The organism is Nocardioides pocheonensis (genome assembly GCF_003725535.1).
Taxonomy (GTDB): Bacteria; Actinomycetota; Actinomycetes; order Propionibacteriales; family Nocardioidaceae; genus Marmoricola; species Marmoricola pocheonensis.
On record NZ_RJSF01000036.1, the window covers coordinates 17,478 to 42,649 of the forward strand.

The window sequence follows — 25,172 nt, forward strand, 5'->3', positions numbered from 1 at the left end:
AGGACTCAGGTGGCCGGCACCATCTGCAGCGGCGCCAGGGTGCCGAGCGACTCCGCGACCACCACGGCGTCGTCACCGGACTGCAGCCGGAAGTCGGCGTCCGGGTTGATGTGCGCGGTGCCGTCGCGGCTCACCGCGAGCAACGTCGCGCTGTGGTCGGACCGCATCCGCTCGGACAGCTGGTCGACGGAGAGCCCGACGTACTCGTCGGGGAGGCGCACCCGGTAGAGCTCGGAACCCTCCCCGCCGGAGACGATGTCGGTGACGATCTCGGCGAGGCCGGGGTAGAGCGACGACCGCGCCATCAGGCGGGAGACGAGACGTGAGCTGACCACGATCTCGTCGGCGTGTGCCCGCCGGAAGTGCTCGACGTGGTCCGGGTTGTTCGCCTCGACCACGGTGCGCACGTGCGGCGCGATCGACTCGATCGCCATCACCGCGAGGATCGAGCGCATGTCCGCCTCGTTGCTCGCGTCGGCGGGACAGACCACGGCCGCCATCGCCTCCTCGATGCCGGCCCGCCGGAGGTCGTCGGCACTGGTCACGTCACCGCTCACGAAGTACACCCCGTTGCCGGCCGGGTTCTTGTCGCCGGAGTGGATCAGCACGATCTTGGTGGCGTACTCGTCGCCGCCCAGCTCGCTGATCAGCTCCCGCGCGGTGGAGTTCCAGCCGCAGACCACGATGTGGTCGCGGTAGCCCGCTGCACCCATGCCTTGTCCTTCCTTGAGGAGGATGTCGATGACGAAGCCGACCAGCGCGCCGGTGATCGCGGCGACGATCGCCACCCCGAACAGCACCAGCAGCCAGCTGATGAACTTGCCGGCGGGCGACGTGACGTAACCGGTGTCGCCGTTGCCGAGCACGGTCGTCACGCCCCAGTAGAAGCTGTCGCCGAACTTCGAGGCCATGTGGCCGGCGTTGTCGTGCGGGCCCTCGAACGCGGTCAGCAGGAGGGCCGCGACCACCACGAACCCGCACAGGGCGATCGAGAGCCGCAGGAAGAACCCGCGTTGCAGCCCACCGGTCATCCGCCGGAGGTGGAACAGCAGCCGCGTGAGCAGCGGGAAGTCGAACAGCGCCCCCATGCGCTTTCGCCAGCGCGCCATGCCTGCCTCCCGACGTGCGAGCACCACTCCGAGATCCCTCGGATCATGGCATCGACGGGTCGCTCGCGTCACTCCCCAGAGGGCGGTGTCGGCCGGCTGATACTCCGAGGTGCCGGTCGCGGGGTCGTCGCGCTGGTCAGTCGAGGAGCGTGACCGAGCCGACGTCGTACAGGCGCAACGCGAGCGAGATCGCGGCCGGGGTCAGGGCGGAGACCGGCACGACCAGCAGCAGCCGGCCGGCGTTGTGGATCGCGGCGACCGAGCCGTGGAGCCAGGCCGACCACACCTCGTCGTGGTGGGGGATCATCGGCGCGCCGGTCCAGGGAGCGACGATGACGGGTTCGTTGGCGAGGATCATCGCGTCCTCCTCCCTGGTCCTGGCCGGCCGTGTTGCCGACTCCCGACTGATCGGCGGCGACGGCAGCGAGTTTCGGGAAACCGGTAAAGCCCTCAACCGGCGGCCTGCCGGACCGATCGTTCAGGGCAAGGAAGAACGGCGCTCGGGCTGAGGCACAGGGAGGTGCCATGTCGACATCACCAGCTCACCCGGACGTGCCGGCTCGGGACGTCTTCGTGCTCTCCGGCGGTGCCGCCCGCGGCGCGGTCCACGTCGGCATGATGCAGACCCTCCTCGAGGCCGGGATCGTCCCGGCCGCCTTCGTCGGTACGTCGGTCGGCGCCCTCAACGCCGCCTTCATGGGCTGGGAGACCGGGCTCGACCGGGTGCACGAGCTCGCCGACCACTGGCTCCAGCTCGGCACGCGCGACATCTTCCCCGGCCGGGTGTGGTCGCGGCTGGCGCACATCGCGCAGCGGCACACCTACCTGTTCTCCTCCGACGCCCTGCGCCGGCTCATCGCCGCCTGGGTGCCGGTCGAGCGGCTCGAGGACCTCCCGACACCGGTCCGGGTCACCACGACTCCCCTGGTCGGCCAGGGCGCCGTCTACCACGACCAGGGTGACCTCGCCGACGTCCTGCTCGCCTCGACCGCCGTGCCCGGGATCTTCGCGCCGGTGGACCTCATGGGCGCCGACGGTGTCCGCAGCCTGCACGTCGACGGCGGCATCGCCGACCTCGTGCCGGTCGGAGGCGCCGTGGACCTGCAGCCCACCCGCGTGTTCGTGCTCGACGCCAGCGTCCCGCCCCGCATGCCCCACGCCCGTACGCCGATCGAGGTGCTCGTCGCCAGCCTCGGCGCCGCGATGCGGGCCCGCCCGATGATCGACCTGGGTCCCGGGGTCGAGGTGCACCACCTGCGCACGCCCGACCTGGGCACCCGGATGACCGACTTCTCGCGCACCCCCGAGCACATGGCGCTGGGGCGTCGCGCGGCGAGCGAGGCGCTCGACCGGATCACCCGGCTCGGCGAGCTGTCCCAGGCCTCGCCGTCCGTCCCGCAGCCCGGCCGGCACACGCTCCACGGTCGGCACCACCGCCTGCGCGACCTGTTCGGCCGGGCCGCCTGACGGCTCGTCCGCACGGCGTCCACCGCGGCCCGATCGCCACGGGCTGCCGCCGTCGGTTGAATGGGTCCATGACCGTGCGCCTCGACACCACCGGCCCCGTCCTGACCGTGACCATCGACCGGCCCGGCGTACGCAACGCCGTCGACCGCGACACCGCGAGCGCGCTCGCGGACGCCTTCCGCGGCTTCGACGGCGACGACACGCTGTCGGTGGCCGTGCTGACCGGAGCCGGTGGCACCTTCTGCGCCGGGGCCGACCTCAAGGCGGTCAGCCGCGGCGAGGCGAACCGGATCGAGCCCGACGGGGACGCACCGATGGGCCCGAGCCGGATGCGGCTGGGCAAGCCGGTGATCGCCGCGATCGAGGGTCACGCCGTCGCCGGGGGTCTCGAGCTCGCGCTCTGGTGCGACCTGCGGGTGGCCGCCGCGGACGCGGTCCTCGGGGTCTTCTGCCGCCGGTGGGGCGTGCCCCTGATCGACGGCGGCACCGTGCGGCTGCCCCGCCTGATCGGTCACTCGCGGGCGATGGACCTGATCCTCACCGGGCGTCCGGTCGCGGCCGAGGAGGCGCTGGCCATCGGCCTGGTCAACCGGGTCGCGCCGAGCGGCGAGGCGCTGGGCGCGGCGCAGGCGCTGGCCGCGGAGATCGCGGCCTTCCCGCAGGTGTGCACCCGCAGCGACCGCGCCAGCGCGCTGGAGCAGTGGGGGCTCGAGGAGGACGCGGCGCTCGCCGCGGAGTTCGGCCACGGCCTCGGGGCGCTCGAGGCGGAGTCGATCGCCGGCGCCACCCGCTTCGCCGAGGGCGCCGGCCGGCACGGGACGTTCTGAGCGGGGTTCCGGAACCCGCCATATCCGGATAAATCAGGCGTGAAGAACGCAGCAGGGCCCGACGCACGTGGCGTCGAGCCCTGAACGGTGTGAGGGAGGGAAGATCAGTCGGCGGCGCCGCGCTGGGCCGGGATGATCCCGCCCAGGAGCTCCTTGACCTCGGCCTCGCGGTAGCGCCGGTGGCCGCCGAGGGTCCGGATCGCGCTCAGCTTGCCGGCCTTGGCCCACCGCGTCACGGTCTTCGGGTCCACCCGGAACATCGCTGCGACCTCGGCGGGCGTCAACAGGGTCTCGGTCTCGGTGGTGTGCTGCATCGTGGTGCCCCTCGTTCGGTGGTTCGTCTGTTTGAGGACATATCGAGCATGACACTCACCGCAACTCGTGTAAAGCAGACCAAACGGACATCGCCGTTCCGGTCTAGACAGCCCACACAATTCGGACAGTCGAACCGTAACCGGAGTAGGTTTGAGTCGTTTCCGGCGCCACCCCTGCCGGATCCGAACCGCACTGTCCACCGGCACCGCCACCCCTGGTGCCCGACCACAGCGAGGACCCACGTGAACAGCGTCGCATCCCCTCTGCCGGCATCTCCCGCGGCCCCTTCGGCCGCCTCTCCGGCTCTCTCTCCGGACACCTCTCTCCCCGCTTCCGCCGGCGTCTTCGCCGAGCTCGACGGGCACGAGCAGGTCGTCTTCTGCGCCGACGAGGCCAGCGGGCTCCGCGCGATCATCGCGATCCACTCCACCGCCCTCGGGCCGGCGCTCGGCGGCACCCGGTTCTACCCGTACGCCGACGAGGGGGCCGCGCTGACCGACGTGCTCCACCTCGCCAAGGGCATGTCCTACAAGGCCGCGCTCGCCGGGCTCGACCTCGGCGGCGGCAAGGCCGTGATCATCGGTGACCCCGCGACCATGAAGTCCGAGGCACTGCTGCGCGCCTACGGCCGGTTCGTGCAGTCCCTGCGCGGGCGCTACCTCACTGCCTGCGACGTGGGCACCTACAGCGAGGACATGGACGTGATCGCGCGCGAGTGCGACTTCGTCACCGGCCGCACCGTCGAGCACGGCGGCGCGGGCGACTCGTCCGTGCTCACGGCGTACGGCGTCTTCCAGGGCATGCGCGCGGCCGCCGAGGTGGTGTGGGGCGAGCCGTCGCTCGCCGGACGCACGGTGGGCGTCGCCGGCGTCGGCAAGGTCGGCCACCACCTCGTCGAGCACCTGCTCGAGGACGGTGCCGACGTCGTCGTCACCGACGTGTCGGCAGCCGCCGTACGCCGCGTGCTCGACGCCCACCCGGAGGTTCGTGCCGTCCCGACGACCGAGGACCTGGTCGCCGAGCAGATCGACGTGTACGCGCCCTGCGCCCTCGGCAACGCCCTGACCGACGACGTGGTGGCCGTGCTCCGGGCGCGGGTGGTCTGCGGCGCCGCGAACAACCAGCTGGCGCACGACGGCGTGGAGAAGCTGCTCGCCGACGCGGGCGTCCTGTACGCCCCCGACTACTGCGTGAACGCGGGCGGCCTCATCCAGGTCGCCGACGAGCTGGTCGGCTTCGACTTCGCGCGGGCGCGGAAGCGCGCCGCCGGGATCTACGACACGACCCGTGAGGTGTTCCGGATCGCGGAGCGCGAGGACGTCCCGCCCTCGGTGGCGGCCGACCGGATCGCCGAGCGCCGGATGGCCACGATCGGACGGCGCGACCTCTGGCTGCCGGTGCGCTGAGCGCCTGCTGCTCAGGCCGTTCGTCCGGGCGCTGACCTGACGCGTACCCGGACCTGCGAATGTCGCTGCCGGGGCGCCCGCGTGCCCCACGCGCCCCGGCAGCGACATTCGCATGTCGTTCTACGAGCGCCGGGCACGCACGCACGGGCCAGGACACCGTCCGGCGCGGGGCCGGGGCCGGCGGTCAGCCGGCGGAGGTGCGAGGAGTGGTCAGTCGCGCGAGGACGAGTAGTCGGCCCACTCGTCGTACTCGTCGGAGTCGGGCTCAGGCTCTGCAGCCGAAGGACCTTCGCTCCCGTGAAGCTCGTTGGCCAGCGCCGCGAGGTCGGTCTCGTGGGTCCGGTACTTCAGATCCCGAGCAACCTTGGTCTGCTTTGCCTTAGCTCGGCCGCGTCCCATCCGGGTCGACCCCCTCGCACACTTGGCCGGCGCTCAGCGGCAGCCGGTCGGAAATCATCGTCTCGTGGGTCAACCGTACCTGCCGACCGGTCATTCCCGCACGTCGGATCGCCAAGTGAGCAGGAGCGAGGGCTCAGGCGTGATCGCCGACGAGGCGTACGACGCCGCGGTCGTCGTCCGAGGCGGGGGCGACGGTGCCGGCCACCCACGCCCGCACGTCGTGCTCGGCGAGCAGCGAGAGCGCGCGATCGGCGTCGTCGGGCGCGGTGAGGGCGACCATGCCGACGCCGCAGTTCAGCGTGCGCTCGAGGTCGGGGCGGGCCACCGAGCCGACCTGCTGGACGAGCCCGAAGACCGGGGGCAGCGCCCACGTCGACCGGTCGATGCTGACGGTCAGCTCCGGCGGGAGCACACGCTCGAGGTTCGCGGCCAGCCCACCGCCGGTCACGTGGGACATGGCGTGGGTGGCGGTGCCGCGGGCGAGGGCGAGGCAGGCCTTGGCGTAGACCCGGGTGGGCTCGAGCAGCTCCTCGCCCAGGGTGCGGCCCAGCTCGTCGACGTGCTGGTCCAGGGAGAAGCCGCCCTGCGACAGCAGCACGTGGCGCACCAGGGAGTAGCCGTTGGAGTGCAGGCCGCTCGACGCCATCGCGATCACGACGTCGCCGGCGCGCACCCGGTCGGGGCCCAGCAGCGCGTCGGCCTCCACCACGCCCGTGGTCGAGCCGGCCACGTCGTACTCGTCGGGGCCGAGCAGGCCCGGGTGCTCAGCGGTCTCGCCGCCGATCAGGGCGCAGCCCGCCTGGACGCACGCCTCGGCGATGCCCTGGACGATCGCCGCGATCCGTTCGGGTACGACGCGCCCGGTGGCGATGTAGTCGGTGAGGAACAGCGGCTCCGCACCGCAGACCACGAGGTCGTCGACCAGCATGCCGACCAGGTCGAACCCGATCGTGTCGTGCTTGTCCATCGCCTGGGCGATCGCGACCTTCGTGCCGACGCCGTCGGCCGAGCTGGCCAGCAGCGGGCGGTCGTAGGCCTTGAGGGCGCTGGCGTCGAAGAGACCGGCGAACCCGCCGATGCCGCCGACCTGCTCGGGCCGGCGGGCCTTCTCGACCCAGACCTTCATCAGCTCGACGGCCTTGTCTCCGGCCTCGATCGAGACGCCTGCGGCCTCGTAGGTGCTCATGCGCGTCCTCGCGTCGTCAGGGGAGGTGGTCAGGGTCGGTCGAGCGCGTCGCCCGCACCGCCGCCGGCCAGCGAGGCGGCCAGCCCGTCGACGTCGAGCGCCCGGTCGGGCACCATCAGGGCCGGCTCGAGCAGGTGCTTGCCGAGCAGCTCGGGCTCGGGCAGCGGGACCGGGTAGACGCCGTCGAAGCAGGCGCGGCAGAGGTTGTCGGCCGGCACGGTGGTCGCCTCGACCAGCTCCTCCAGCGAGATGTAGGCCAGGGAGTCCGCGTCGATCGAGGCGCAGATCTCCTCGACCGAGAGGCCGTTGGCGATCAGCTCGGCGCGGGTGGCGAAGTCGATGCCGTAGAAGCACGGCCACTTCACCGGCGGGCTGGAGATCCGCACGTGCACCTCGCGGGCGCCGGCCTCGCGGAGCATCCGGACGAGGGCGCGCTGGGTGTTGCCGCGGACGATCGAGTCGTCGACGACCACCAGCCGCTTGCCCTCGATCACGTCGCGCAGCGGGTTGAGCTTGAGCCGGATGCCGAGCTGGCGGATCGTCTGGCTCGGTTGGATGAAGGTGCGGCCGACGTAGCTGTTCTTCACCAGGCCGGTGCCGTAGGGGATGCCGCTGGCCTCGGCGTACCCGATCGCGGCGGGCGTGCCGGACTCGGGCACGGGGATGACCAGGTCGGCGTCGGCGGGGTAGGAGCGGGCGAGCTTGCGCCCGATCTCGACCCGGACGCTGTGCACGCGCTGGTTGGAGATCCGGGTGTCCGGCCGGGCGAGGTAGACGAACTCGAACAGGCAGCCCTTGGGCGCGGGCTCGGCGAAGTGGCGGCTGCGCAGGCCGTCCTCGTCGACGGCGATCAGCTCGCCCGGCTCGATCTCCCGGATGTACGACGCACCGACGATGTCGAGCGCCGCGGTCTCCGACGCCACCACCCAGCCGCGCTCGAGGCGTCCGAGCACGAGCGGACGGATGCCCTGGGGGTCGCGGGCGGCGTACAGGGTGCCCTCGTCCATCCAGACGAAGCAGAACGCGCCCTTGACCTGGGGCAGCAGCTCGACGGCGCGCTCCTCGAGGGTCGCCCCGCTGTGGTGGGCGAGCAGCGCGGTGACCAGCGAGGTGTCGTTGGTGCTGGTCTCCAGGTTGCGGGTGTGCAGCTCGAGCTCGCCGCTGTCGCTGGGCAGGTCGGCGACCATCTGGGCCAGCTCGCTGGTGTTGGTCAGGTTGCCGTTGTGGCCCAGGGCGATCGACCCGGTCGCCGTCGGCCGGAACGTGGGCTGGGCGTTGTGCCAGGTGCTCGCGCCGGTCGTCGAGTAGCGCGCGTGGCCGATCGCGATGTGGCCCTTGAGCGCCTCGAGGGTGGACTCGTCGAACACCTGCGAGACCAGCCCCATGTCCTTGTAGACCAGGATCTGCCGGCCGTTGCTGACCGCGATGCCCGCCGACTCCTGGCCGCGGTGCTGGAGCGCGTAGATGCCGAAGTACGCGAGCTTCGCGACGTCCTCGCCGGGGGCCCAGACACCGAAGACGCCGCAGGCGTCCTGGGGTCCGGCGTCCTGGGGATCGGTCTCGTGGGTCAGTCGGCCGTCGCCGCGGCGCCGGGAGGGCGGTCCGGCGGGCTGTCCAGGAAGGGCCACGCGCGCCAGTCTACGGGAGCGAGCGCGGCCCTCGTGCCACGTGCTCAGGGTGTGCCGGGCGTCACGCGCCGCCGGGGCGCAGGCCGGCGAGGTTCGCCAGCAGCAGCGTCTCGGCGACGCAGACCCGCTCGAACTCCGCGAGGTGCAGGCCCTCGTTGGCCCCGTGGGCCCGGGTGTCGGGATCCTCGACGCCGGTGACCAGCACGCTCGCGGCCGGGAACGTGCGCAGGAACAGCTCGATGAACGGGATCGAGCCGCCCACCCCCATGTCGACCGGCGCCACGCCGTCCCAGGCCTGGGTGAACGCGTCCCGAGCGATGTCGTACGCCGGTCCGGTGGCGTCGATCGCGATCGCCTCGCCCGTGTCGACCACCGTGAAGCCGAGCTGCGCGCCCCACGGCACGTGCGCCTCGAGGTGCTTGCGCAGGCACGCGACCGCGTTGGCGGTGGTGTCACCCGGGGCGATCCGCATCGAGATGCGGGCGCGCGCGGACGGGACCAGCGTGTTGCTCGCGCCGAACACCTGCGGAGCGTCCAGGCCCGTGATGCTGATCGCCGGCTTGGTCCAGAGCCGTTCGACGGTCGGTCCGGAGCCGATCCACCGGATGCTGTCGAGGGCGCCCGACTCCGCGCGCAGCCGCTCCTCGGGGTACTCGACGTCAGCCGCCGGGCCCTCGTGCAGGCCGGCCACGGCGACGTTGCCGTCGTCGTCGTGAAGCGACGCGATCACCCTCGACAGGGTCATCAGCGAGTCGGGCACGAGGCCGCCCCACATGCCCGAGTGCACCGCGTGCGACTGCGTGCGGATCTCGATGTCGACGCGCACGAGCCCGCGCAGGCTCGTGGTGAGGGCCGGCACGCCGATGTCCCAGTTGCCGCTGTCGGCGATCACGATCACGTCGGCGTGCAGGTGCTCGGCCTCCTGCTTCAGCAACGCCTCGAGCGAGTCCGAGCCGATCTCCTCCTCGCCCTCGACGAACACCGTGACCCCGATCGCCAGGTCGTCGGCCAGGGCCCGGATCGCAGCCAGGTGGGCGGCGATGCCGGCCTTGTCGTCGGCGGCGCCGCGGCCGTAGAGCCGGTCACCCACCTCGGTGGGCTCGAACGGCGGGGTGTCCCAGTCGGCGTGGTCGTTCTCGGGCTGCACGTCGTGATGGGCGTAGAGCAGGATCTGCGGCGCGCCCTCGGGCCCGGGCTTGTGCGCGATCACCGCCGGTGCCCCGCCGTCGGCGCTCGTGATCCGGGTCGCGAAGCCCTCGCCCCGGAAGAGCGCCTCGACCGCCTCCGCGCTGCGCTGCACCTCGGCGGCCCGCGCAGGGTCGGCGCTGACCGACTCGATCCGGACCAGGGCCTCGAGGTCGTTGCGGATACCGGGGAGGACGGCCTGGACGCGCGCACGCAGGTCTTCGAGCGACATGGGGCCAACTGTAGGAGCCCGGCGCGCCGATCCGCTCAGCGGTCGGGCCCGTTCGGAGCGGGCCGGTCGTCGTACCCTGTTGCGCGCCGGTGGCCGAGGGCCACTGCTCCACGAGGAAACGGGGGCCCGCGTGACCGACGGCGAGACCGGGCACGACGAGCCGTCGTTCGCCGAAGGGTCCTCGGTGGAGGACGAGGAGCGTCGTCGACGACGCCACGAGCGCAACGAGGAACACCGGCGCAAGGTCCGCCGCCGCCGTCGCCGCAAGCGCATCCTGGTGGTCACTGCGGTTGCGCTCGCGACGCTGCTGGTCCTGGGCGTGGTCTGGTTCTGGTGGACCTTCGGCGGGCTCGAGCGGTTCCCCGAGTCTGTGAACCAGACCGGTGCGCAGGCGCCCGGCACCACGATCCTGCTGGTCGGCAGCGACCCGGGAGTGACCGCTCGCGGCCGCAGCAACCGGGTCGGCTGGCGCGACGACCTGGTCCGCAGCGACCTGGTGATGGTGCTGCACCTGACCGCCGACCGGCGCGCGCTCTACGTCATCTCGATCCCCGGCGAGGCGGTGCTCGACGTGCCCGGCGTCGGGCCGGGCACGCTCTCCGACGCGGCGACCGCCGGAGGACCGCGGCTGGTCGCGCGCACCGTCGAGGAGACCACCGGGGTGCGCCTGGACCGGATGGCCGTGCTCGACCTGAACGCCTTCCGCGAGATCGTCGACGTCCTCGACGGCGTGGTCGTCCAGGTGCCCCGTGAGGCCTGCGGGCTGCCGGCCGGCCCGCGGCGGTTCGACGGCCAGGCGGCGCTGGACTACATCGCCCTGCAGCCGTGCCTGCCTCGGAGGGACCTGGACCGGGTCGAGCGGCAGCAGAGCCTGGTGAAGGCCCTGATGCGCGGGGCCGTGGACGGCGGGAAGATCACTCATCCCCTGGCGGTCAGCGGCATGCTGCGCGCGACCGCCGGACACCTCGCCCTGGAGCAGGGCTTCTCCTACCCCGAGATGCTGGGCACGTTGTGGTCGATGCGGCACCTGCGCACCGGAAACACGACCTTCCTGACCGTGCCCGTCGCGGCGAAGCCGTTCGCCCGGCAGGACGGCAACGACTACGTCCTGCTCGACCAGCAGGCCGACGACGCGCTGTGGGCGGCGCTGCGCGAGGACCGGCTGACCGAGTACCTCGCGCTCCACGACGACGCGCAGGTGCTGCGCTAGTCGGACTCCGCTGAGTCGGACAGGGGCAGGTACGGCGACAGGTCGGCGCGTTCTCCGGAGGCGAGGACCCGGCCGCTGGAGACCGCGTCGGCCCAGGCCAGCTCTCCCGTCGCGAGGGCGATCCAGGTGTCGGGGTCGGTCTCGATCACCGCGCGCGGCGTGCCGCGGGTGTGGGTGCCGCCGCCGATCACCTGCACCGCGGCGTACGGCGGCACCCGGACCTCGACCGAGCGTCCCGGCGCGCGCGCCTTGAGCTCGGCGAGGTAGCGCTTGACCTGTTCCTTGGGGGTCTCCGCCACGGTCACGACTCCGGGTCCGGGGCCGGCTGGAGGAACGTCATCAGGTTGTAGGTGCGCCGCCGTGAGGCGCCACCGTCGTCGGCGGCCGTGCGCTCCTGCCAGCGGTCCTGCACCGCGATCAGCTCGGCCGCCAGCTCCTTGGCCTCGGCCTTGGTCAGCCGGATCCAGTGGTCGCTGATCATCACGTGGGTGTCCCGGCTCTTGCGGCTGGAGTAGGCCCGGTCGACGGCGGCCCGGGCAGCGGCGGCGGCCTGCCGCTGCCAGACCGCGACGGCGGCCTTGCCGCCCGGACCCTTCTCCATCGCGCTGATCTCGAGGTCGATGCCGTGCTCGTGCACCGGCTTCCAGACCCGGTCGCGACCGTCGCGCGCGAGCTCGGGGGCCGGTTCGGCCAGGCCGTACTTGGCCAGCTGACGCAGGTGGAAGCTGGCCTGGTTGGCCGGGATCCCGAGCACCTCGGCGACGTCCGCCGCCCGCAGGTGCCCGGCGGCGGAGAGTTCGCCGAGGATCCGGTTGCGCATCGGGTGCGCGATCGCACGGAGGATGCGGGGGTCCTCGACCTTCTGCTCGCGGGCTGTCTTCGCCATGACGGGAGTCTAGCAATTTTTGCGCACGCACTATTGCGCACGTTTAGTTGCGCAATATATGTTGCGGGTATGAACGGTTTCCGGGACCTCCGCCACAACCACGACTTCACCGTGCTCTGGGTCGGCCAGACGGTCAGCGAGCTCGGGAGCCGGATGAGCATGTTCGTCTTCCCGCTGCTGGCCTACGCGATCACCGGATCCACGCTCTGGGCTGCCGCGACCGAGGGCCTGCACATGCTCGGGCTGGTCGCGACCCTGCTGCCGGCCGGCGTCTTCGCCGACCACACCGATCGGCGACGACTGATGCGGCTGGCCAGCGCGACGGGCTTCGTCCTGTACGCCTCGCTCGTGCTGGCGGCCCTCACGATCGGGATCTCGATCGGCCACCTGGTCGTGGTCGCACTGCTCACCGGCGCGGGCGCCGGGCTGTTCATGCCGGCCGAGGCCTCGGCGGTGCGGTCCGTCGTACCGGACGAGCAGCTGTCAGCGGCGCTCTCGCAGAACCAGGCCCGTCAGCACGTCGCGTCGCTGACCGGCGGGCCACTGGGCGGCGCCCTGTTCAGCCTGGTGCGCTGGCTGCCGTTCGTCGTGGACGCGCTCAGCTACGCCGTGTCCTGGGTGCTGCTCGGCCGCATCCGTACCGATCTCAGCGCCGCCACCGACGAGCCGCGCCCCAGGCTCGGGGAGAGCCTGGGCGAAGGCTTCCGGTTCATCGCCGCGCGACCGCTCTTCCGCGTGCTCATGGTGTTCTCCGCGGCACTCAACCTGCTGATCAACGCGCTGCTGTTCGCCGCGATCCTGCGGCTCGTCCAGGCCGGCTTCGCTCCGGTGCAGATCGGCCTCGTGGAGACCGTCTCCGGTGCCTTCGGGCTGCTCGGCGCGATCGTCGCGCCCCGGGTCATCGACCGGATGCGCACCGGCTCGCTGGCGATCACGAACGCCTGGAGCTGGGTGCCGCTCGCCGTGCCGATGGTCTTCTGGAACAACCCCGTCGTCGTCGCGGCCTCGCTGTCCGCGGGCCTGTTCCTGAACCCGGCCGCGAACGCCGGCATGGGTGCCTACCGGATGGCGCTGACACCGGCTGCCCTGCAGGGGCGGGTGCAGTCGACGATGCAGTTCGTCTCGATGTCGGTGATGCCCCTGTTCCCCGTCCTGGCCGGCGCCTCCCTGACCCTGCTGGGCGGTCGCGGGGCCGTGGTCGCCCTCGGGGCGCTGGTCGCCCTGACCGCTCTCATCCCGACGCTGAGCCGTTCGGTGCGGGAGGTTCCCCGGCCGGTCGTGTGGCAGGCGGAGCTGGCGGCGCGGTCGAGTGCTGAAGCGGCTGTCCCGACGACCGTCTGAGCACTCGACTCAGCTGAGGGCGGCGGGCAGCGTGGCGGTCCAGGTCGCGCGGAGCTCCTCGAGCGGGACGTCGAACTGTCCCTCGACGACCAGCGTCGCGCCACCGGTCTCGCCCAGGCGGGTCAGCGGTACGCCGTGCTCGAGGGCCAGCTCGGTCAGCCGGGCGACGTCCTCGGTGGCGACGGTGACCAGGACCCGGGCCGCCGACTCGCTGAACAGCTCGACGAACGGGTCGCCCGAGAGCCGCACGGTGGCGCCGATCCCGCGGCGCAGGCAGGACTCCACCAGCGCCTGGGAGAGCCCGCCCTCGGAGAGGTCGTGGGCCGAGGTGAGCAGCCCGACGCCGTCGGCGAGCAGCGAGCCGAGCGCCTTCTCGGCGCCGAGGTCCACCGCGGGCGGACGGCCGCCGAGGTGACCGTGCACGACGTGGGCCCACTCCGAGCCCGAGAGCTCCTCGCGGGTCGCGCCGAGCTGGAACACCTGCTCCCCGGTCGCCGCGAAGCCGGTGGGCGTGCGCCGAGTGACGTCCTCGACGACACCGAGCACCGCGACCACCGGGGTCGGCAGGATCGCCGTCTCCCCGGTCTGGTTGTAGAGGCTGACGTTGCCGCCGGTGACCGGCACCCCGAGCTCGAGGCAGCCGTCCTTGAGCCCGCGACAGGCCTCCGCGAACTGCCACATCACGTCGGGATCCTCCGGCGAGCCGAAGTTGAGGCAGTCGCTGACCGCGAGCGGGCGGGCTCCCCCGGTCGCGACGTTGCGGTAGCTCTCGGCGAGGGCGAGCTGCGCGCCGGCGTACGGATCGAGCTTGGCGAAGCGGCCGTTGCAGTCGGTCGCGACGGCGACGCCGAGGTTGGACTCCTCGTCGATCCGGATCATGCCGGAGTCCGAGGGCTGGGCGAGGACGGTGTTGCCCTGGACGTAGCGGTCGTACTGGTCGGTGATCCAGGACTTGTCGCAGAGGTTCGGGCTGCCCGCGAGCCGCAGCACGGTGGCGCGCAGCTCGTCGCCGGTCGCGGGCCGCGGCAGCGCCTCCGCCCCGTCGGCCTGGAGAGCGTCCTGCCAGGCGGGCCGGGCGAACGGGCGCTCGTACGTCGGGCCCTCGTGCGCCACGGTGCGGGGCGGGACGTCGACGACGCGCTCGCCGTGCCAGTCGATCTGCAGCCGGCCGGTGTCGGTGACCTCACCGACCACGACGGCCTCGACGTCCCACTTCGCGCAGATCTCCATGAACGCCGCGACGTCGCCCGGCTCGACGACGGCCATCATCCGCTCCTGCGACTCGCTCATGAGGATCTCCTCGGGAGCGAGGCTGGAGTCGCGCAGCGGCACCCGGTCGAGCTCGACGTGCATGCCGCCGTCGCCGGCGCTGGCCAGCTCGGAGGTGGCGCAGGACAGGCCGGCACCGCCGAGGTCCTGGATGCCGGCGACCACGCGGGCCGCGAACAGCTCGAGGGTGCACTCGATCAGGAGCTTCTCCATGAACGGGTCGCCGACCTGCACGCTGGGCCGCTTGGCCGGTCCGTCGGCGTCGAAGGTCTCGCTGGCGAGCACGCTCACGCCGCCGATGCCGTCGCCGCCGGTGCGGGCGCCGTACAGGATCACCTGGTTGCCGACACCGCTGGCCTTGGCCAGGTGCAGGTCCTCGTGGCGCAGCACGCCGACGCAGAGGGCGTTGACGAGCGGGTTGCCCAGGTAGGTCTCGTCGAAGACCGCCTCGCCGCCGATGTTCGGCAGGCCCAGGCAGTTCCCGTAGCCGCCGACGCCGGCGACGATCCCGGGCAGCACGCGATGGGTGTCGGCGGCCTCCAGCGGGCCGAACCGCAGGGGGTCCATCACCGCGACGGGTCGCGCGCCCATCGCGAGGATGTCGCGCACGATGCCCCCGACCCCGGTGGCTGCGCCCTGGTACGGCTCGACGTACGACGGGTGGTTGTGCGACTCGACCTTGAAGGTGACCGCGTAGCCCTGGCCGACGTCGATCACGCCGGCGTTCTCGCCGATCCCCGCGAGCATCTTGCCGACCGGCGTCTCCTGGGGGATCTCGCCGAACTGCTTGAGGTGCACCTTGCTCGACTTGTAGGAGCAGTGCTCGCTCCACATCACGGAGTACATCGCGAGCTCGCTGGAGGTCGGCCGGCGGCCGAGGATCTCGCGGATGCGGGCGTACTCGTCGGCCTTCAGGCCGAGGTCGGCCCAGGGCTGCTGCCGGTCCGGGTCCTGCGCCGCGACCTCGACGGTGTCCAGCTTGGTGACGGGCTTGGGGGCGGTGCGGGCATCAGGCACGAGACGGCTGCTCCGGGCTCAGGGGGATGTCGGCGCCAAATCTACTGCGTGCGGCGCCACGGCCCGGTCCTGGGCCGCCCGTGGGCCGCCCGCCGAGGCGCTCCGGACAAGCCGGACAAACTACAGGTTTGTAGTTCATCGGAACCTCTGTTACCCGTGTGACTGCTGTGGTTATGGTGACGGCGTTCCCCACCCTGGAGTGTCCGAAATGCCTTCCTTGCCACGGCTTCGCCGCACCGTCGCCGGCCTCACCCTCGCCGGCGTCGCGGCGACCGTCGGGCTCACCGCCTCGACCTCGACGGCGGACTCCCCGAACCCGGTGACGCCGGGCAACATGGTCGGCTACGGCTTCGACCAGTGCGAGGCGCCGAGCCAGGCCGCCATGACCGCCTGGCTGACCTCCTCGCCGTTCCGCGCGGTCGGCATCTACATGTCCGGCGCGCTGCGGTTCTGCCAGGCGCAGACCAACCTCACGCCGACCTGGGTGCAGACCCAGCTGGCCACGGGCTGGCGGCTGCTGCCGATCCACCTCGGGGCGCAGGCCTCGTGCACGACGCGGGCCCGGTACCAGAACGACAAGATCAGCGCCGACCCCACCAACGCGTACGCCGCCGCGCGGACCCAGGGCCGCAACGAGGCGAACGTCGCGGTGACCGCGGCCAGGAACCTCGGGATCGTCGCGCAGAGCACGATCTACTACGACCTCGAGGCGTTCAACGCCGGCATCGCCTCCTGCCGGAGCTCCTCGCTGTGGTTCCTGAGCGCGTGGTCCCGGCAGCTGCACAAGCTGGGCTACGTGTCGGGGGTCTACTCCAGCGCGCTGTCCGGCATCAAGATCCTCGACGACGCCCGCGTGACGCCCGGCAACACGGCGACGCTGCCCGACCAGATCTGGATCGCCGACTGGAACAACGTGGCCGACCCGAACTCCTCGTTCGTCCGGCCCGACGGCTGGGTGGGCCACCGGATCCACCAGTACCAGGGCGGCCACAACGAGACCTGGGGTGGCGTCTCCATCAACATCGACCGCAACTACCTCGACCTCAGCGGCGTCGCGGCGCCTCCGCCTCCGCCGCCCCCGGCCACGTCGACCACCTCGGACAAGCTCAGTGACCCCAAGTGCACGCCCGCGTCGATCAACCGGCCGGCGTACGGGCTGACCGCACCGCGGACGCGCACCAGCCTCGTCGTGCCGCTGCAGTGCCTGCTCAAGCAGCAGGGGCTGTTCACCCGGCCGGTCAGCGGTACCTGGAACCCGGCGACGACGGCGGCGGTCAAGGGCTGGCAGGCACGGGTCCACCACCCGGTGCAGCGCGCCTTCACGCAGTCGGACTGGACGTCCCTCCTCGCGGCCGGCAACAGCGCGACGGTGCTCAGCGCGGGCGTGCGCAACCCCGACGTGGTGCGTGTCCAGCGGGCGCTCAACGCCGCCCTGTCGGCCGACCTACGGATCACCGGCGGCTACAACCGGAAGACCCAGCGGTCGGTCGTGGCGTACCAGAAGAGGGTCGGGATCAAGCCGACCGGTGTGGTCGCGACGCTGACCTGGCGGGCGCTCTCGCGAGGACGCCGCTAGCGATGATCCTGGGCGGAGGGGGTCAGGCGGACAGGAGTCCGACCGCGCCGAGCGAGGTGAAGAACCCGAGCCCGTCCGTGCCGGGGCCGCAGAGGTCCTCGACCGCGTGCTCGGGGTGAGGCATCAGCCCGACCACGTTGCCGGCCTCGTTGGTGATCCCGGCGATCGCACGCTGCGAGCCGTTCGGGTTGCCGACGTAGCGGGCGACCACCCGGCCCTCGGCCTCGAGCATGTCGAGGGTCTTCTCGTCGGCCACGAACGAGCCCTCGCCGTTCTTCAGCACGATCGTGACCTCCTGGCCGTCGGCGTACGCCGACGTCCAGGACGTGCGGTTGTTCTCGATCACCAGCCGCTGGTCGAGGCAGCCGAACTTCCGGTGGTCGTTGCGGATCAGGGCACCCGGGAGCAGGTGGGACTCGCAGAGGATCTGGAAGCCGTTGCAGATGCCGAGGACCGGCATGCCGCCGCGGGCCGCGTCGACCACCTCCTGCATGACCGGGGCGAAGCGAGCGATCGCACCACAGCGCAGGTAGTCGCCGTAGGAGAAGCCGCCCGGCAGGATCACCGCGTCGACCCCGCCCAGGTCGTGGTCGCCGTGCCAGAGCGCGACGGCCTCGTGGCCGGCGAGGCGCGCGGCGCGGCGGGCGTCGACGTCGTCGAGCGAGCCCGGGAACGTCACGACCCCGATCTTCACGACCGGGCCGCCCCGTCGGTCTCCACCACGCGCACGGCGAAGTCCTCGATCACCGGGTTGGACAGCAGCGTCTCGGCCATCTTCTCCACCTCGGCCAGGCGCTCGGCGGTGAGCTCGCCCTCGATCTCGAGCTCGAACCGCTTGCCCTGCCGGACGTCGGTCACGCCGTCGAAGCCGAGCCGGGGCAGAGCGCCGAGCACCGCCTTGCCCTGCGGGTCGAGGATCTCGGGCTTGGGCATGACGTCGACGACGACACGGGCCACGGGCACTCCTGGTCAGAGTCGGAACGCGCGAGGCGGTTCCGGAGGATGTGGGCTGACGTGTCCTGATCCTACTGGCCCCGGCAGCCGGGCCGGGCTCAGGTCGCGAGTCGCGAGCGGAACCGCGGCCACATGCTCCGCGCCATCGTGCGCCACGAGGCCGCCAGGACCGGGAAGGCCAGGCGGGCCAGCCGGTGGGTCGGGTGCAGCTCCCAGGTCCAGGTCGCCCGGGACTCGGCACCGTGGGACTCGAACGCGAACCGGCCCTCGACCGTGCGGACCAGCAGCTTCATCGGTCCGGTGAAGCCGCTGAGCCGGTAGCGGTAGTCGGCCGGCGGCTCGACGGCCACGAGGGTCTCGAGGTTGCGGCTGCCGTCGGCGAGCACGACCGTCCGGGTCTGGCCGACCCGGCCCCACGCACCCTGCTGGCCCTCGGACCGGCGGACGGCCGGGATCAGCCCGGACCGGGTCGGGAACAGCTCCTCGAGCGGTGCGTCGACGAGTGCCCGGAAAGCCAGGTCGGGCGAGGCCGGGAGGAGGCTGGAGGAGGAGAGCCGGTACGGCGCGGTCACCGGCCCAGACTAGCGGGGGGCTAGCCCGCGGCGGCGTCGCCGACCGGGTGGTAGGCGCAGTCGTCGGCCGCGTCGCTGAGCCTGGCCGGCGCGGTATCCGTGGTCGCCGTACCGGACGGTGTCTGGGCGGTTGCGCCCGGTGAGCCCACGGTCGCGGCAGCGGTCGACCCGCCGGTGGGGATGCTCACGCGCGCCGGGAACAGGGCGGCCTGCACCGCCGTGTGGACGTAGTCGAAGTCGGGGGCGTTCGGGTCGAACTCGTCGCTGCGCTCGAAGCTGACCGACTTGATCGGCTGACCCTTGACCTTGTCGGCCAGGTCGACGAACGCGGAGAGCAGCTGCTGCGGGATGTCGGTGCGGACGATGTCCTTGCTGGCCTGCGCGAGCCGGGTGTATCGCTTGAGCAGCTGGACCGGACTGGCCTCGGCGACGATGGCGTTGATCGCGCAGCGCTGCCGCTCCATCCGCTTGTAGTCCGTCGACCCGTAGCGGCCCCGGGTGTACCAGAGCGCCTTGAACCCGTTGAGCTTCTGGTTCGGCCCGGGCTGCAGGTAGGAGTCGGGCGGGATGTGCGCGTCGGTGTTCCCCCCGATCGGCACCGGCTCGTTGATGTTCACGGTGATCCCGCCGATCGCGTCGACCAGCTGCTGGAACCCCGCCAGGTTGACCAGCACGTAGTAGTCGACGCGGATCCCGAGCGCGCCGGCCACGGCGAGCTTGACCGCGTCCGCGCCCTCGTTGTCGCTGCGGCCGAGCACGCCCGGGTGCAGGAGGGGGACGTCGCGGTAGACCGCGTTGAGGAAGTAGTTGGCGTTCGGCTGCTGGCTGCCGTCGGTGAACCCGTTCGGGTAGAGCGCGGCCAGCTTGGAGCCGGCCTTGAACGGCACGTCGCGCAGGTTGCGCGGGAGGCTGAACAGCACCGTGCGGCCGGTCTTCGTGCTGATGCTGGCCAGGATCACCGAGTCGGTGCGGACGCCCGGCCGGTGGATCGCGCCGTCGCCGCCGAGCAGCAGCACGTTCACGCGGTCGCGGCCTCCCCACGGGTCGGCCTTGGTCACCTTCGGTGCGGTCGCGCTGACCTCACCGGCGAAGATCGAGCCGATCAGGTCTCGCTGCACCACGGCGTACCGGGCGCCGACCGCCATCGGCGCACTGACCGCGGCACACATCAGTGCCACGCCGAGCGCTCCGGCGACCCGCACGAGAGTCGGGGCCGGCTGGGTGCGGTTGCGGGCGTAGGTGCGCCAGATCAGCGCGATCCACAGCGACCAGAGCACCGCGATGCCGACGACGACCCAGAGCAGGGCAGCGCGGTCGACGGCGAGGTCGACGACGTGCCCGGACCACGTGCGCAGCAGGATCCAGCCGACCAGGCCCAGCACGAGGGCGGGCGCGACGGTGGCGAGGAGGGCGCGACGCAGCGCCCGTCCGACCCGGTCCGGACGGCTGGCCCTGTGCCGCCCTCCGGTCGGAGTCGCGGCCTGGCTTCCCCGGCGCACGGCGGCAGCCTAGGTGGCGATCCGCGCGGGCCGCCTGTCTGGACCAGTCCGCACCTGCTCCGGCGGCGTCAGTCGATCAGCTCGCGCTTGAGGATCTTGCCGGTCGCGGTCATCGGCAGCGAGTCGACGAACTGGACGATGCGCGGGTACTTGTACGACGCCATCTGCTCCTTGCCCCAGGCCACCAGCTCGTCCTCGGTCACGGTCGCGCCCTCGTTGCGGATCACGAACGCCTTGACCTCCTCGCCGTGGGACTCGTGCGGGACGCCGACGACGGCCGCGAGCGAGACGTCGGGGTGGGCCATCAGGACCTCCTCGATCTCCCGCGGGTACACGTTGTAGCCGCCGCGGATGATCATGTCCTTGGACCGGTCGACGATGTAGTAGAAGCCGTCGGCGTCGCGGCGCGCGAGGTCGCCCGTGCGGAACCAGCCGTCGCGCATCACCTCGGCCGTCGCCTCCGGACGGTTCAGGTAGCCCTTCATGATCAGGTGACCGCGGATGGCGATCTCGCCGATCGCGTCGGCGCCCTCGACGGTGTTCCAGTCGTCGTCGATCAGCTTGAGCTCGGCACCCCAGATCGGGATGCCGATCGAGCCGGGCCGGGGCTCGCGGTCGGGATCGCTGAAGGTGGCCACCGGCGAGGTCTCGGAGAGCCCGTAGCCCTCGAGGATCGTGACGCCGAGCCTGGCCTTGACGTCCTTGATGATCTCCACCGGGAGGCTGGCGCCTCCGGACACCCCAACGCGCAGGTTGCGGGCGATCCGCTCGACGTCGACCTCGGGCGTGAGCGCGCCGAGCAGTCCCCACCACATCGTCGGCACGCCGGCGAAGAAGGTGACGTCCTCCTTCTGGAGCAGCGCGATCGCCGCCTGGGCGTCGAACCGCGGCAGCAGCACGAGCGTCGCGCCCATGGAGAACCCGGCGTTCATCTGCACCGTCGAGCCGAAGGAGTGGAAGAGCGGCAGCGTGAGCAGGTGCACGTCGGTGCCCGGCTTCGAGCCGAAGAGGCGGTTGCAGGTGAGCGCGTTGAGCAGCAGGTTGGAGTGGCTGAGCTCGGCGCCCTTCGGGTGGCCGGTGGTGCCGCTGGTGTAGAGGATCACCGCGGTGTCGCCCTCGCTGGCCAGCCGAGCCTCGAAGACGGGCGACCTGCCGGCGAGCGCCTGGCCGAGGGTGCGCACCCCGTCGATCGGCGACGGCGCGGCCGGGTCCGCCGTGATCAGGATGAGCTCGGGGCTGCCCTCGGCGTGCTGCACCCCGGCGTACCCCTCCTGGCCCATGGGCAGCTCGGGGGTGCCCTCGAAGCAGAAGTAGACCTTGGCGCCCGAGTCGTCGAGGTAGTAGGCGACCTCGCGGCCCTTGTTCAGCACGTTCATCGGGACGACGACGCCGCCGGCCTTGAGGATGCCGAAGTAGACGACCGGGAAGTAGGGCAGGTTGGGGCAGGTGAGCGCGACCTTGTCGCCGGGCTCGATGCCGAGCTCGACGAGGAGGTTCGCCACCTGGTTGGCCATCGCGTCGACCTGCGTGTACGTGAGCCGCACGTCGCCGAGGACGAGGGCGTCCCGGTCGGGGAAGGTCCGGGCGCTGTCCTCCAGGACGATCGAGAGGTTGTACACGGGCAAGGGCCTCCTGTGCTCGGTTGCGCCCAACCTACTTGTCAGGTGGCGCGCGCGGACAGGATCCGCGCGGCTCGCTGCAGGTCGCGCGGTACGGCAAGATCCGCGGCCCTCGCGACCAGCGGACCGAGGAGCCGCCAGACCCCCAGGCCGCCGACGGACGCCTCGGCGGTGACCACGCATCCGTCGGCCGAGGGGGCGAAGCGGAGCGTGAGCGTGGCCTCGACCGCGCGCCACGTGCCGCGCTCGGTCCAGACCGCGGGACGGTCGAGCCGGGTGGTCTCCATCGCCGGCCGCAGACCCGGACCGGTCACGTCCACCCAGGTCTGGCCCACCCGGGGCTCGCCCCGGACGTGCTCGACCCGACGCAGGGACGACTGCCACGCAGGCCGGTTCCGCGGCTCGACCAGGTAGTCGAAGGCGACCTCGACAGGGACGTCGAAGGCCACCGGCCGCATCAGAAGCTCTCGCCGGTCAGCAGCTCGTAGGCCTCGACGTACCGGGCACGGGTGCGGTCGACCACCGCCGCGGGAAGCGGCGGCGGCGCCTCGCCGGACGAGCGGTCCCAGCCGCTCTCGGCCGAGGTGAGCCAGTCGCGCACGATCTGCTTGTCGTACGACGGCTGGCTGCGCCCGGGCTGCCACTCCGCCGCCGGCCAGAACCGGGACGAGTCGGGGGTGAGCACCTCGTCGGCCAGCACCGTCGCGCCGTCCGCCCGCGCACCGAACTCGAGCTTGGTGTCGGCCAGGATGATGCCGCGCTCCCGGGCGACCTCTTCTGCCCGCGCGTAGACCGCGAGGGTCAGCTCGCGGAGGCGGGCCGCCACGTCGGCGCCGACCGTCGAGGCGACCGCGTCGTAGGAGACGTTCTCGTCGTGGTCGCCGAGCGCGGCCTTCGTGGCCGGCGTGAAGATCGGCTCGGGCAGCCGGCTGCCGTCCTCGAGGCCACCGGGCAGGGCGATCCCGCAGACCTCGCCGGTCGCGCGGTAGTCGAGCAGGCCCGAGCCGGTCAGGTAGCCGCGCGCCACGCACTCGACCGGGAACATGCTGAGCTCCTCGCAGATCACCGCCCGGCCGCGGACCTGCTCGGGCACGTCGGTCGAGACGACGTGGTTGGGCACGAGGTCGGCGAGCTGGTCGAACCACCACAGCGACATCCGGGTGAGGATCGCGCCCTTGTCGGGGATGGTGGAGTCGAGCACGAAGTCGTAGGCGGAGATCCGGTCGCTGGCGACCATCAGCAGCAGGCCGGCGTGCTCGCCCTCGGAGATCCGGTAGAGGTCGCGAACCTTGCCGGAGTGGATCGGCACCGTCCCCTCGATCGGCGGGGCCGGCGGGATGTTCAGGTCGCCCATGCGCCGCACCCTATCGGCGGAGGGCGCGGGTGCGGCGGGTCCGGGTGCGGGCGGGGTGCGACGCGCGGAGACCGACATGCGAATGTCGCGCAGGTGCCGCCGGAGCCTCCCACGAGTCCCGGCCGCGACATTCGCATGTCGGCGTACGACGGGCCCGGCACGCCGCCCGGGCCGAGGACCGCAACGCCGGGCCGGCGCACGATCCTCCGGGGCCGGCTCTACTCCGCCTGCGCGGGAGCGGCCCAGCGGTTCGCGATCAGCTGGTGGCTGGGGGTGTCGTCGAGGGACTGCATCGACTCGTAGATCCGGTCGTAGCTGGTCTCCGCGATCCGCCAGACGCCGTCGGTGTCGCGGCGGTAGCGGTCGTGGTAGTAGCCGGCGCCCCGGATCAGCACCCGGAAGTCGGGCGCGATCACGGTGTCCTCGAAGCCCCACGACGCCTCGGCCGTGTCGCCGTCGACGTCGATCTCGGGGTGCTGCGCGACGTGCATGGTGATGATCCCGCCGGACAGCTTCTCGCGCATGAAGTCGACGATCACGTCACGCCCGCGGAGCGGCTCCATGTCGCCGTACACCTTGGTGCCGTAGTGGCCGACGGCGTCGACCGTGAACGTGTCGGCGTACTCGTCCCACAGCTTGAGGTCGAGGGTGCGGAAGTAGCGGTACTTCAGCCGACGGATCTCTTCGAGCGCCTCCAGGTCCATGCTCCGAAGCATCCCAGCGACGCGGCGGCCGCGCAAGAACCTGTTCTAGTTTTCGCCGGGGGACGGCTGTCCGGACAGCTCCGCCCAGAGCCGGGGGTCCTCGTCGCGCAGCCGTGCTCGCGCCTTCACGCGGTAGCGGACGATCTGGACCAGACCGAGGCCCCAGAGGACGTACTGGAAGCTCATCGCCCACCGGAACGCCGAGGGGGTGTAGTCCGAGGAGCTGCCCGGCGTGCGCCAGTCCAGGATCAGGCCGATCGCGATCACCAGCACCAGGCTGGCGTAGAAGCCGCCCTGGTTGATGATCCCGGTGGCGCTCGCGAGCCGGTGCGGGGGGTTGGAGGTCCGGCCGAGGTCGAACCCGATCATCGACGCCGGGCCGCCGACTCCCGTCACGACCACGAGCCAGACCAGCAGCGGCAGCGGGGCGTTGCCCGGCCAGGCGAGCACCACGGTCCAGCTCGCGACGATCGCTCCGACGATCACGAGCACCATCGTCGAGCGCTGCCACGGGCGCACGCTGATCCGCCAGCCCAGGACCGGGCCGGTCGCCATGATCGCGACGACCATGATCGTGAGCAGGAGGCCGGCCTGGGACCCGGTCAGGCCCTCGCCCTTCACGAAGAACGGGTAGCCCCACAGCATGCCCAGCACCGTCGCACTGAACTGTGTGGAGAAGTGCATCCAGAACCCGAGCCTGGTGCCGGGGTGCTCCCAGGACGCCGCGAGGCTGTGCCGGATCTCGGCGAGGGCGAGGGACGGGCCCCGCAGCGTGCGTACGCCGGGGCCGTCGTGCACGACCGCGAGCAGGGCGAGCACCATGACCAGCCCGGGCGACGCCGCCAGCAGGTAGGAGTGCGTCCAGCCCAGGTGGGCGAGCGCCCAGGTCATCGGGACGGCCGCGATGATCGCGCCGAGCTGGCCCAGCACGCCGGTCAGCTGCACGACAACGGGGATCCGTCGCGGTGCGAACCAGGTGTTCACCAGGCGCAGCACGCAGATGAACGTCATGGCGTCGCCCATGCCCACGAACACCCGGGCCAGCAGCGCCAGCCCGTAGCTGTCGGCGAAGGCGAAGCCCGTCTGCGCGCAGGTCAGGATCGTCGCTCCCGTGAGCAGCAGGGCTCGCGAGCCGAAGCGGTCGACCAGGAGACCCACGGGGATCTGCATGCCGGCGTACACCAGCAGCTGGACCATCGTGAACGTGGCCAGCTGTGCCGCGGAGATGTGGAACCGCTCGGCGGCGGCGAGGCCGGCGACCGCCAGCGAGGAGCGGTGGAACACCGCGAGCAGGTAGACGAGCAGGCCCACGGCCCAGACGAGGAGGGCCTGCCGGCTCGCGCCCTCGACCGCGCCGCTGGTCACCTCGTCCGCCGCCACGGCGCCATGCTCTCAGGAGCCGTACGCCGGGCCGCGG

26 protein-coding genes are annotated in these 25,172 nt (G+C 72.0%); 7 read left to right on the top strand and 19 right to left on the bottom strand.

The annotated features are described in order from the left end of the window. Window positions 1–5: 5 nt before the first annotated feature. Window positions 6–1,109, bottom strand: coding sequence for a potassium channel family protein (locus EFL26_RS09215; protein ID WP_148046668.1), 1,104 nt, complete (start codon window positions 1,107–1,109; stop codon window positions 6–8). 136 nt (window positions 1,110–1,245) lie between these two features. Next, on the bottom strand, window positions 1,246–1,467 hold the full coding sequence (locus EFL26_RS09220; RefSeq protein WP_123222609.1) for a hypothetical protein: 222 nt from the start codon (window positions 1,465–1,467) through the stop codon (window positions 1,246–1,248). On the opposite strand from EFL26_RS09220, the gene EFL26_RS24170 reads away from it, so the two are divergent. The 3 genes from EFL26_RS24170 (at window position 1,454) to EFL26_RS09230 (ending at window position 3,403) form a co-directional block, all read left to right on the top strand. After that, window positions 1,454–1,618, top strand: coding sequence for a hypothetical protein (locus EFL26_RS24170; RefSeq protein WP_183408111.1), 165 nt, complete (start codon window positions 1,454–1,456; stop codon window positions 1,616–1,618). The two genes, EFL26_RS09220 and EFL26_RS24170, sit on opposite strands and share 14 nt — an antisense overlap. Before the next feature lie 16 nt (window positions 1,619–1,634). Further along, window positions 1,635–2,576, top strand: a complete 942-nt coding sequence (locus EFL26_RS09225; protein ID WP_123222610.1) for a patatin-like phospholipase family protein — start codon at window positions 1,635–1,637, stop codon at window positions 2,574–2,576. 68 nt (window positions 2,577–2,644) lie between these two features. Continuing rightward, window positions 2,645–3,403 (top strand): crotonase/enoyl-CoA hydratase family protein, encoded by a 759-nt coding sequence (locus EFL26_RS09230; RefSeq protein ID WP_123222611.1) that lies wholly within the window; start codon window positions 2,645–2,647, stop codon window positions 3,401–3,403. A gap of 104 nt (window positions 3,404–3,507) precedes the next feature. Here the strand turns inward: EFL26_RS09230 and EFL26_RS09235 are convergent, their stop codons facing one another. Next, window positions 3,508–3,717, bottom strand: a complete 210-nt coding sequence (locus EFL26_RS09235) for a BldC family transcriptional regulator (RefSeq protein ID WP_123222612.1) — start codon at window positions 3,715–3,717, stop codon at window positions 3,508–3,510. 243 nt (window positions 3,718–3,960) lie between these two features. On the opposite strand from EFL26_RS09235, the gene EFL26_RS09240 reads away from it, so the two are divergent. Next, window positions 3,961–5,124: a Glu/Leu/Phe/Val family dehydrogenase gene (locus tag EFL26_RS09240; RefSeq protein WP_246000109.1), complete on the top strand. Its 1,164-nt coding sequence runs from the start codon at window positions 3,961–3,963 to the stop codon at window positions 5,122–5,124. A gap of 210 nt (window positions 5,125–5,334) precedes the next feature. Here the strand turns inward: EFL26_RS09240 and EFL26_RS09245 are convergent, their stop codons facing one another. The 4 genes from EFL26_RS09245 to EFL26_RS09260 all read right to left on the bottom strand — a co-directional run bounded on the left by EFL26_RS09245 (window position 5,335) and on the right by EFL26_RS09260 (window position 9,754). Next, window positions 5,335–5,523: a DUF3073 domain-containing protein gene (locus tag EFL26_RS09245; protein WP_123222614.1), complete on the bottom strand. Its 189-nt coding sequence runs from the start codon at window positions 5,521–5,523 to the stop codon at window positions 5,335–5,337. A 133-nt stretch (window positions 5,524–5,656) separates the two neighbouring features. Then, entirely contained in the window at window positions 5,657–6,709 is a 1,053-nt protein-coding gene (gene purM / locus EFL26_RS09250) for a phosphoribosylformylglycinamidine cyclo-ligase (protein ID WP_123222615.1), read from the bottom strand. 29 nt (window positions 6,710–6,738) lie between these two features. Beyond that, a complete protein-coding gene (gene purF / locus EFL26_RS09255; protein ID WP_123222616.1) occupies window positions 6,739–8,337 on the bottom strand; it encodes an amidophosphoribosyltransferase in 1,599 nt (532 codons plus the stop codon). A gap of 61 nt (window positions 8,338–8,398) precedes the next feature. Next, window positions 8,399–9,754, bottom strand: a complete 1,356-nt coding sequence (locus tag EFL26_RS09260; protein WP_123222617.1) for a dipeptidase — start codon at window positions 9,752–9,754, stop codon at window positions 8,399–8,401. A 130-nt stretch (window positions 9,755–9,884) separates the two neighbouring features. On the opposite strand from EFL26_RS09260, the gene EFL26_RS09265 reads away from it, so the two are divergent. Next, on the top strand, window positions 9,885–10,964 hold the full coding sequence (locus EFL26_RS09265; protein ID WP_183408112.1) for an LCP family protein: 1,080 nt from the start codon (window positions 9,885–9,887) through the stop codon (window positions 10,962–10,964). Here EFL26_RS09265 and EFL26_RS09270 read toward each other — a convergent pair. Next, window positions 10,961–11,263, bottom strand: a complete 303-nt coding sequence (locus EFL26_RS09270; RefSeq protein ID WP_246000110.1) for a sterol carrier family protein — start codon at window positions 11,261–11,263, stop codon at window positions 10,961–10,963. The two genes, EFL26_RS09265 and EFL26_RS09270, sit on opposite strands and share 4 nt — an antisense overlap. Before the next feature lie 2 nt (window positions 11,264–11,265). After that, window positions 11,266–11,850, bottom strand: a complete 585-nt coding sequence (locus tag EFL26_RS09275) for a winged helix-turn-helix domain-containing protein (protein WP_123222620.1) — start codon at window positions 11,848–11,850, stop codon at window positions 11,266–11,268. A 69-nt stretch (window positions 11,851–11,919) separates the two neighbouring features. On the opposite strand from EFL26_RS09275, the gene EFL26_RS09280 reads away from it, so the two are divergent. After that, window positions 11,920–13,191: an MFS transporter gene (locus EFL26_RS09280; protein ID WP_123222621.1), complete on the top strand. Its 1,272-nt coding sequence runs from the start codon at window positions 11,920–11,922 to the stop codon at window positions 13,189–13,191. Window positions 13,192–13,200: 9 nt separating this feature from the next. Here the strand turns inward: EFL26_RS09280 and purL are convergent, their stop codons facing one another. Next, window positions 13,201–15,477 carry a phosphoribosylformylglycinamidine synthase subunit PurL gene (gene purL, locus EFL26_RS09285; RefSeq protein WP_246000111.1) on the bottom strand — a complete coding sequence of 759 codons (2,277 nt, stop codon included), beginning with the start codon at window positions 15,475–15,477 and terminating at the stop codon, window positions 13,201–13,203. Between the two features lie 208 nt (window positions 15,478–15,685). On the opposite strand from purL, the gene EFL26_RS09290 reads away from it, so the two are divergent. After that, window positions 15,686–17,053: a glycoside hydrolase domain-containing protein gene (locus tag EFL26_RS09290; protein WP_183408113.1), complete on the top strand. Its 1,368-nt coding sequence runs from the start codon at window positions 15,686–15,688 to the stop codon at window positions 17,051–17,053. Between the two features lie 22 nt (window positions 17,054–17,075). Here the strand turns inward: EFL26_RS09290 and purQ are convergent, their stop codons facing one another. The 9 genes from purQ to EFL26_RS09335 form a co-directional block, all read right to left on the bottom strand. Beyond that, window positions 17,076–17,747 (bottom strand): phosphoribosylformylglycinamidine synthase subunit PurQ, encoded by a 672-nt coding sequence (gene purQ, locus EFL26_RS09295; protein ID WP_123222623.1) that lies wholly within the window; start codon window positions 17,745–17,747, stop codon window positions 17,076–17,078. Further along, window positions 17,744–18,010: a phosphoribosylformylglycinamidine synthase subunit PurS gene (gene purS, locus EFL26_RS09300; RefSeq protein ID WP_123222624.1), complete on the bottom strand. Its 267-nt coding sequence runs from the start codon at window positions 18,008–18,010 to the stop codon at window positions 17,744–17,746. Before purS ends, purQ begins: the two co-directional genes overlap by 4 nt. 95 nt (window positions 18,011–18,105) lie before the next feature. Next, window positions 18,106–18,579 (bottom strand): SRPBCC family protein, encoded by a 474-nt coding sequence (locus tag EFL26_RS09305; protein WP_123222625.1) that lies wholly within the window; start codon window positions 18,577–18,579, stop codon window positions 18,106–18,108. Between the two features lie 20 nt (window positions 18,580–18,599). Next, entirely contained in the window at window positions 18,600–20,078 is a 1,479-nt protein-coding gene (locus tag EFL26_RS09310) for an LCP family protein (RefSeq protein WP_123222626.1), read from the bottom strand. 68 nt (window positions 20,079–20,146) lie between these two features. Continuing rightward, entirely contained in the window at window positions 20,147–21,697 is a 1,551-nt protein-coding gene (locus tag EFL26_RS09315; RefSeq protein ID WP_123222627.1) for a long-chain-fatty-acid--CoA ligase, read from the bottom strand. 41 nt (window positions 21,698–21,738) lie between these two features. Next, on the bottom strand, window positions 21,739–22,146 hold the full coding sequence (locus EFL26_RS09320; protein WP_221176913.1) for an SRPBCC family protein: 408 nt from the start codon (window positions 22,144–22,146) through the stop codon (window positions 21,739–21,741). 8 nt (window positions 22,147–22,154) lie between these two features. Next, the gene (locus tag EFL26_RS09325) at window positions 22,155–23,051 is read right to left on the bottom strand and encodes a phosphoribosylaminoimidazolesuccinocarboxamide synthase (protein WP_123222629.1); all 897 of its coding nucleotides are present in this window, start codon (window positions 23,049–23,051) and stop codon (window positions 22,155–22,157) included. A gap of 218 nt (window positions 23,052–23,269) precedes the next feature. Next, on the bottom strand, window positions 23,270–23,755 hold the full coding sequence (locus EFL26_RS09330) for a nuclear transport factor 2 family protein (RefSeq protein WP_123222630.1): 486 nt from the start codon (window positions 23,753–23,755) through the stop codon (window positions 23,270–23,272). 45 nt (window positions 23,756–23,800) lie between these two features. Further along, window positions 23,801–25,135 (bottom strand): MFS transporter, encoded by a 1,335-nt coding sequence (locus tag EFL26_RS09335; RefSeq protein ID WP_246000112.1) that lies wholly within the window; start codon window positions 25,133–25,135, stop codon window positions 23,801–23,803. Window positions 25,136–25,172: the final 37 nt, after the last annotated feature.

Excerpts from the sequence above, each read along its gene's own strand:
- EFL26_RS09215 (WP_148046668.1), bottom strand. The coding sequence starts at position 1,109 with ATGGCGCGCTGGCGAAAGCGCATGGGGGCGCTGTTCGACTTCCCGCTG.
- EFL26_RS09235 (WP_123222612.1), bottom strand. The coding sequence starts at position 3,717 with ATGCAGCACACCACCGAGACCGAGACCCTGTTGACGCCCGCCGAGGTC.
- EFL26_RS09325 (WP_123222629.1), bottom strand. The coding sequence starts at position 23,051 with ATGGGCGACCTGAACATCCCGCCGGCCCCGCCGATCGAGGGGACGGTG.
- EFL26_RS09260 (WP_123222617.1), bottom strand. The coding sequence starts at position 9,754 with ATGTCGCTCGAAGACCTGCGTGCGCGCGTCCAGGCCGTCCTCCCCGGT.
- EFL26_RS09275 (WP_123222620.1), bottom strand. The coding sequence starts at position 11,850 with ATGGCGAAGACAGCCCGCGAGCAGAAGGTCGAGGACCCCCGCATCCTC.
- EFL26_RS09290 (WP_183408113.1), top strand. The coding sequence starts at position 15,686 with ATGCCTTCCTTGCCACGGCTTCGCCGCACCGTCGCCGGCCTCACCCTC.
- EFL26_RS09280 (WP_123222621.1), top strand. The coding sequence starts at position 11,920 with ATGAACGGTTTCCGGGACCTCCGCCACAACCACGACTTCACCGTGCTC.
- EFL26_RS09230 (WP_123222611.1), top strand. The coding sequence starts at position 2,645 with ATGACCGTGCGCCTCGACACCACCGGCCCCGTCCTGACCGTGACCATC.
- EFL26_RS09245 (WP_123222614.1), bottom strand. The coding sequence starts at position 5,523 with ATGGGACGCGGCCGAGCTAAGGCAAAGCAGACCAAGGTTGCTCGGGAT.
- EFL26_RS09220 (WP_123222609.1), bottom strand. The coding sequence starts at position 1,467 with ATGATCCTCGCCAACGAACCCGTCATCGTCGCTCCCTGGACCGGCGCG.
- EFL26_RS09330 (WP_123222630.1), bottom strand. The coding sequence starts at position 23,755 with ATGGACCTGGAGGCGCTCGAAGAGATCCGTCGGCTGAAGTACCGCTAC.
- purM (WP_123222615.1), bottom strand. The coding sequence starts at position 6,709 with ATGAGCACCTACGAGGCCGCAGGCGTCTCGATCGAGGCCGGAGACAAG.
- EFL26_RS09225 (WP_123222610.1), top strand. The coding sequence starts at position 1,635 with ATGTCGACATCACCAGCTCACCCGGACGTGCCGGCTCGGGACGTCTTC.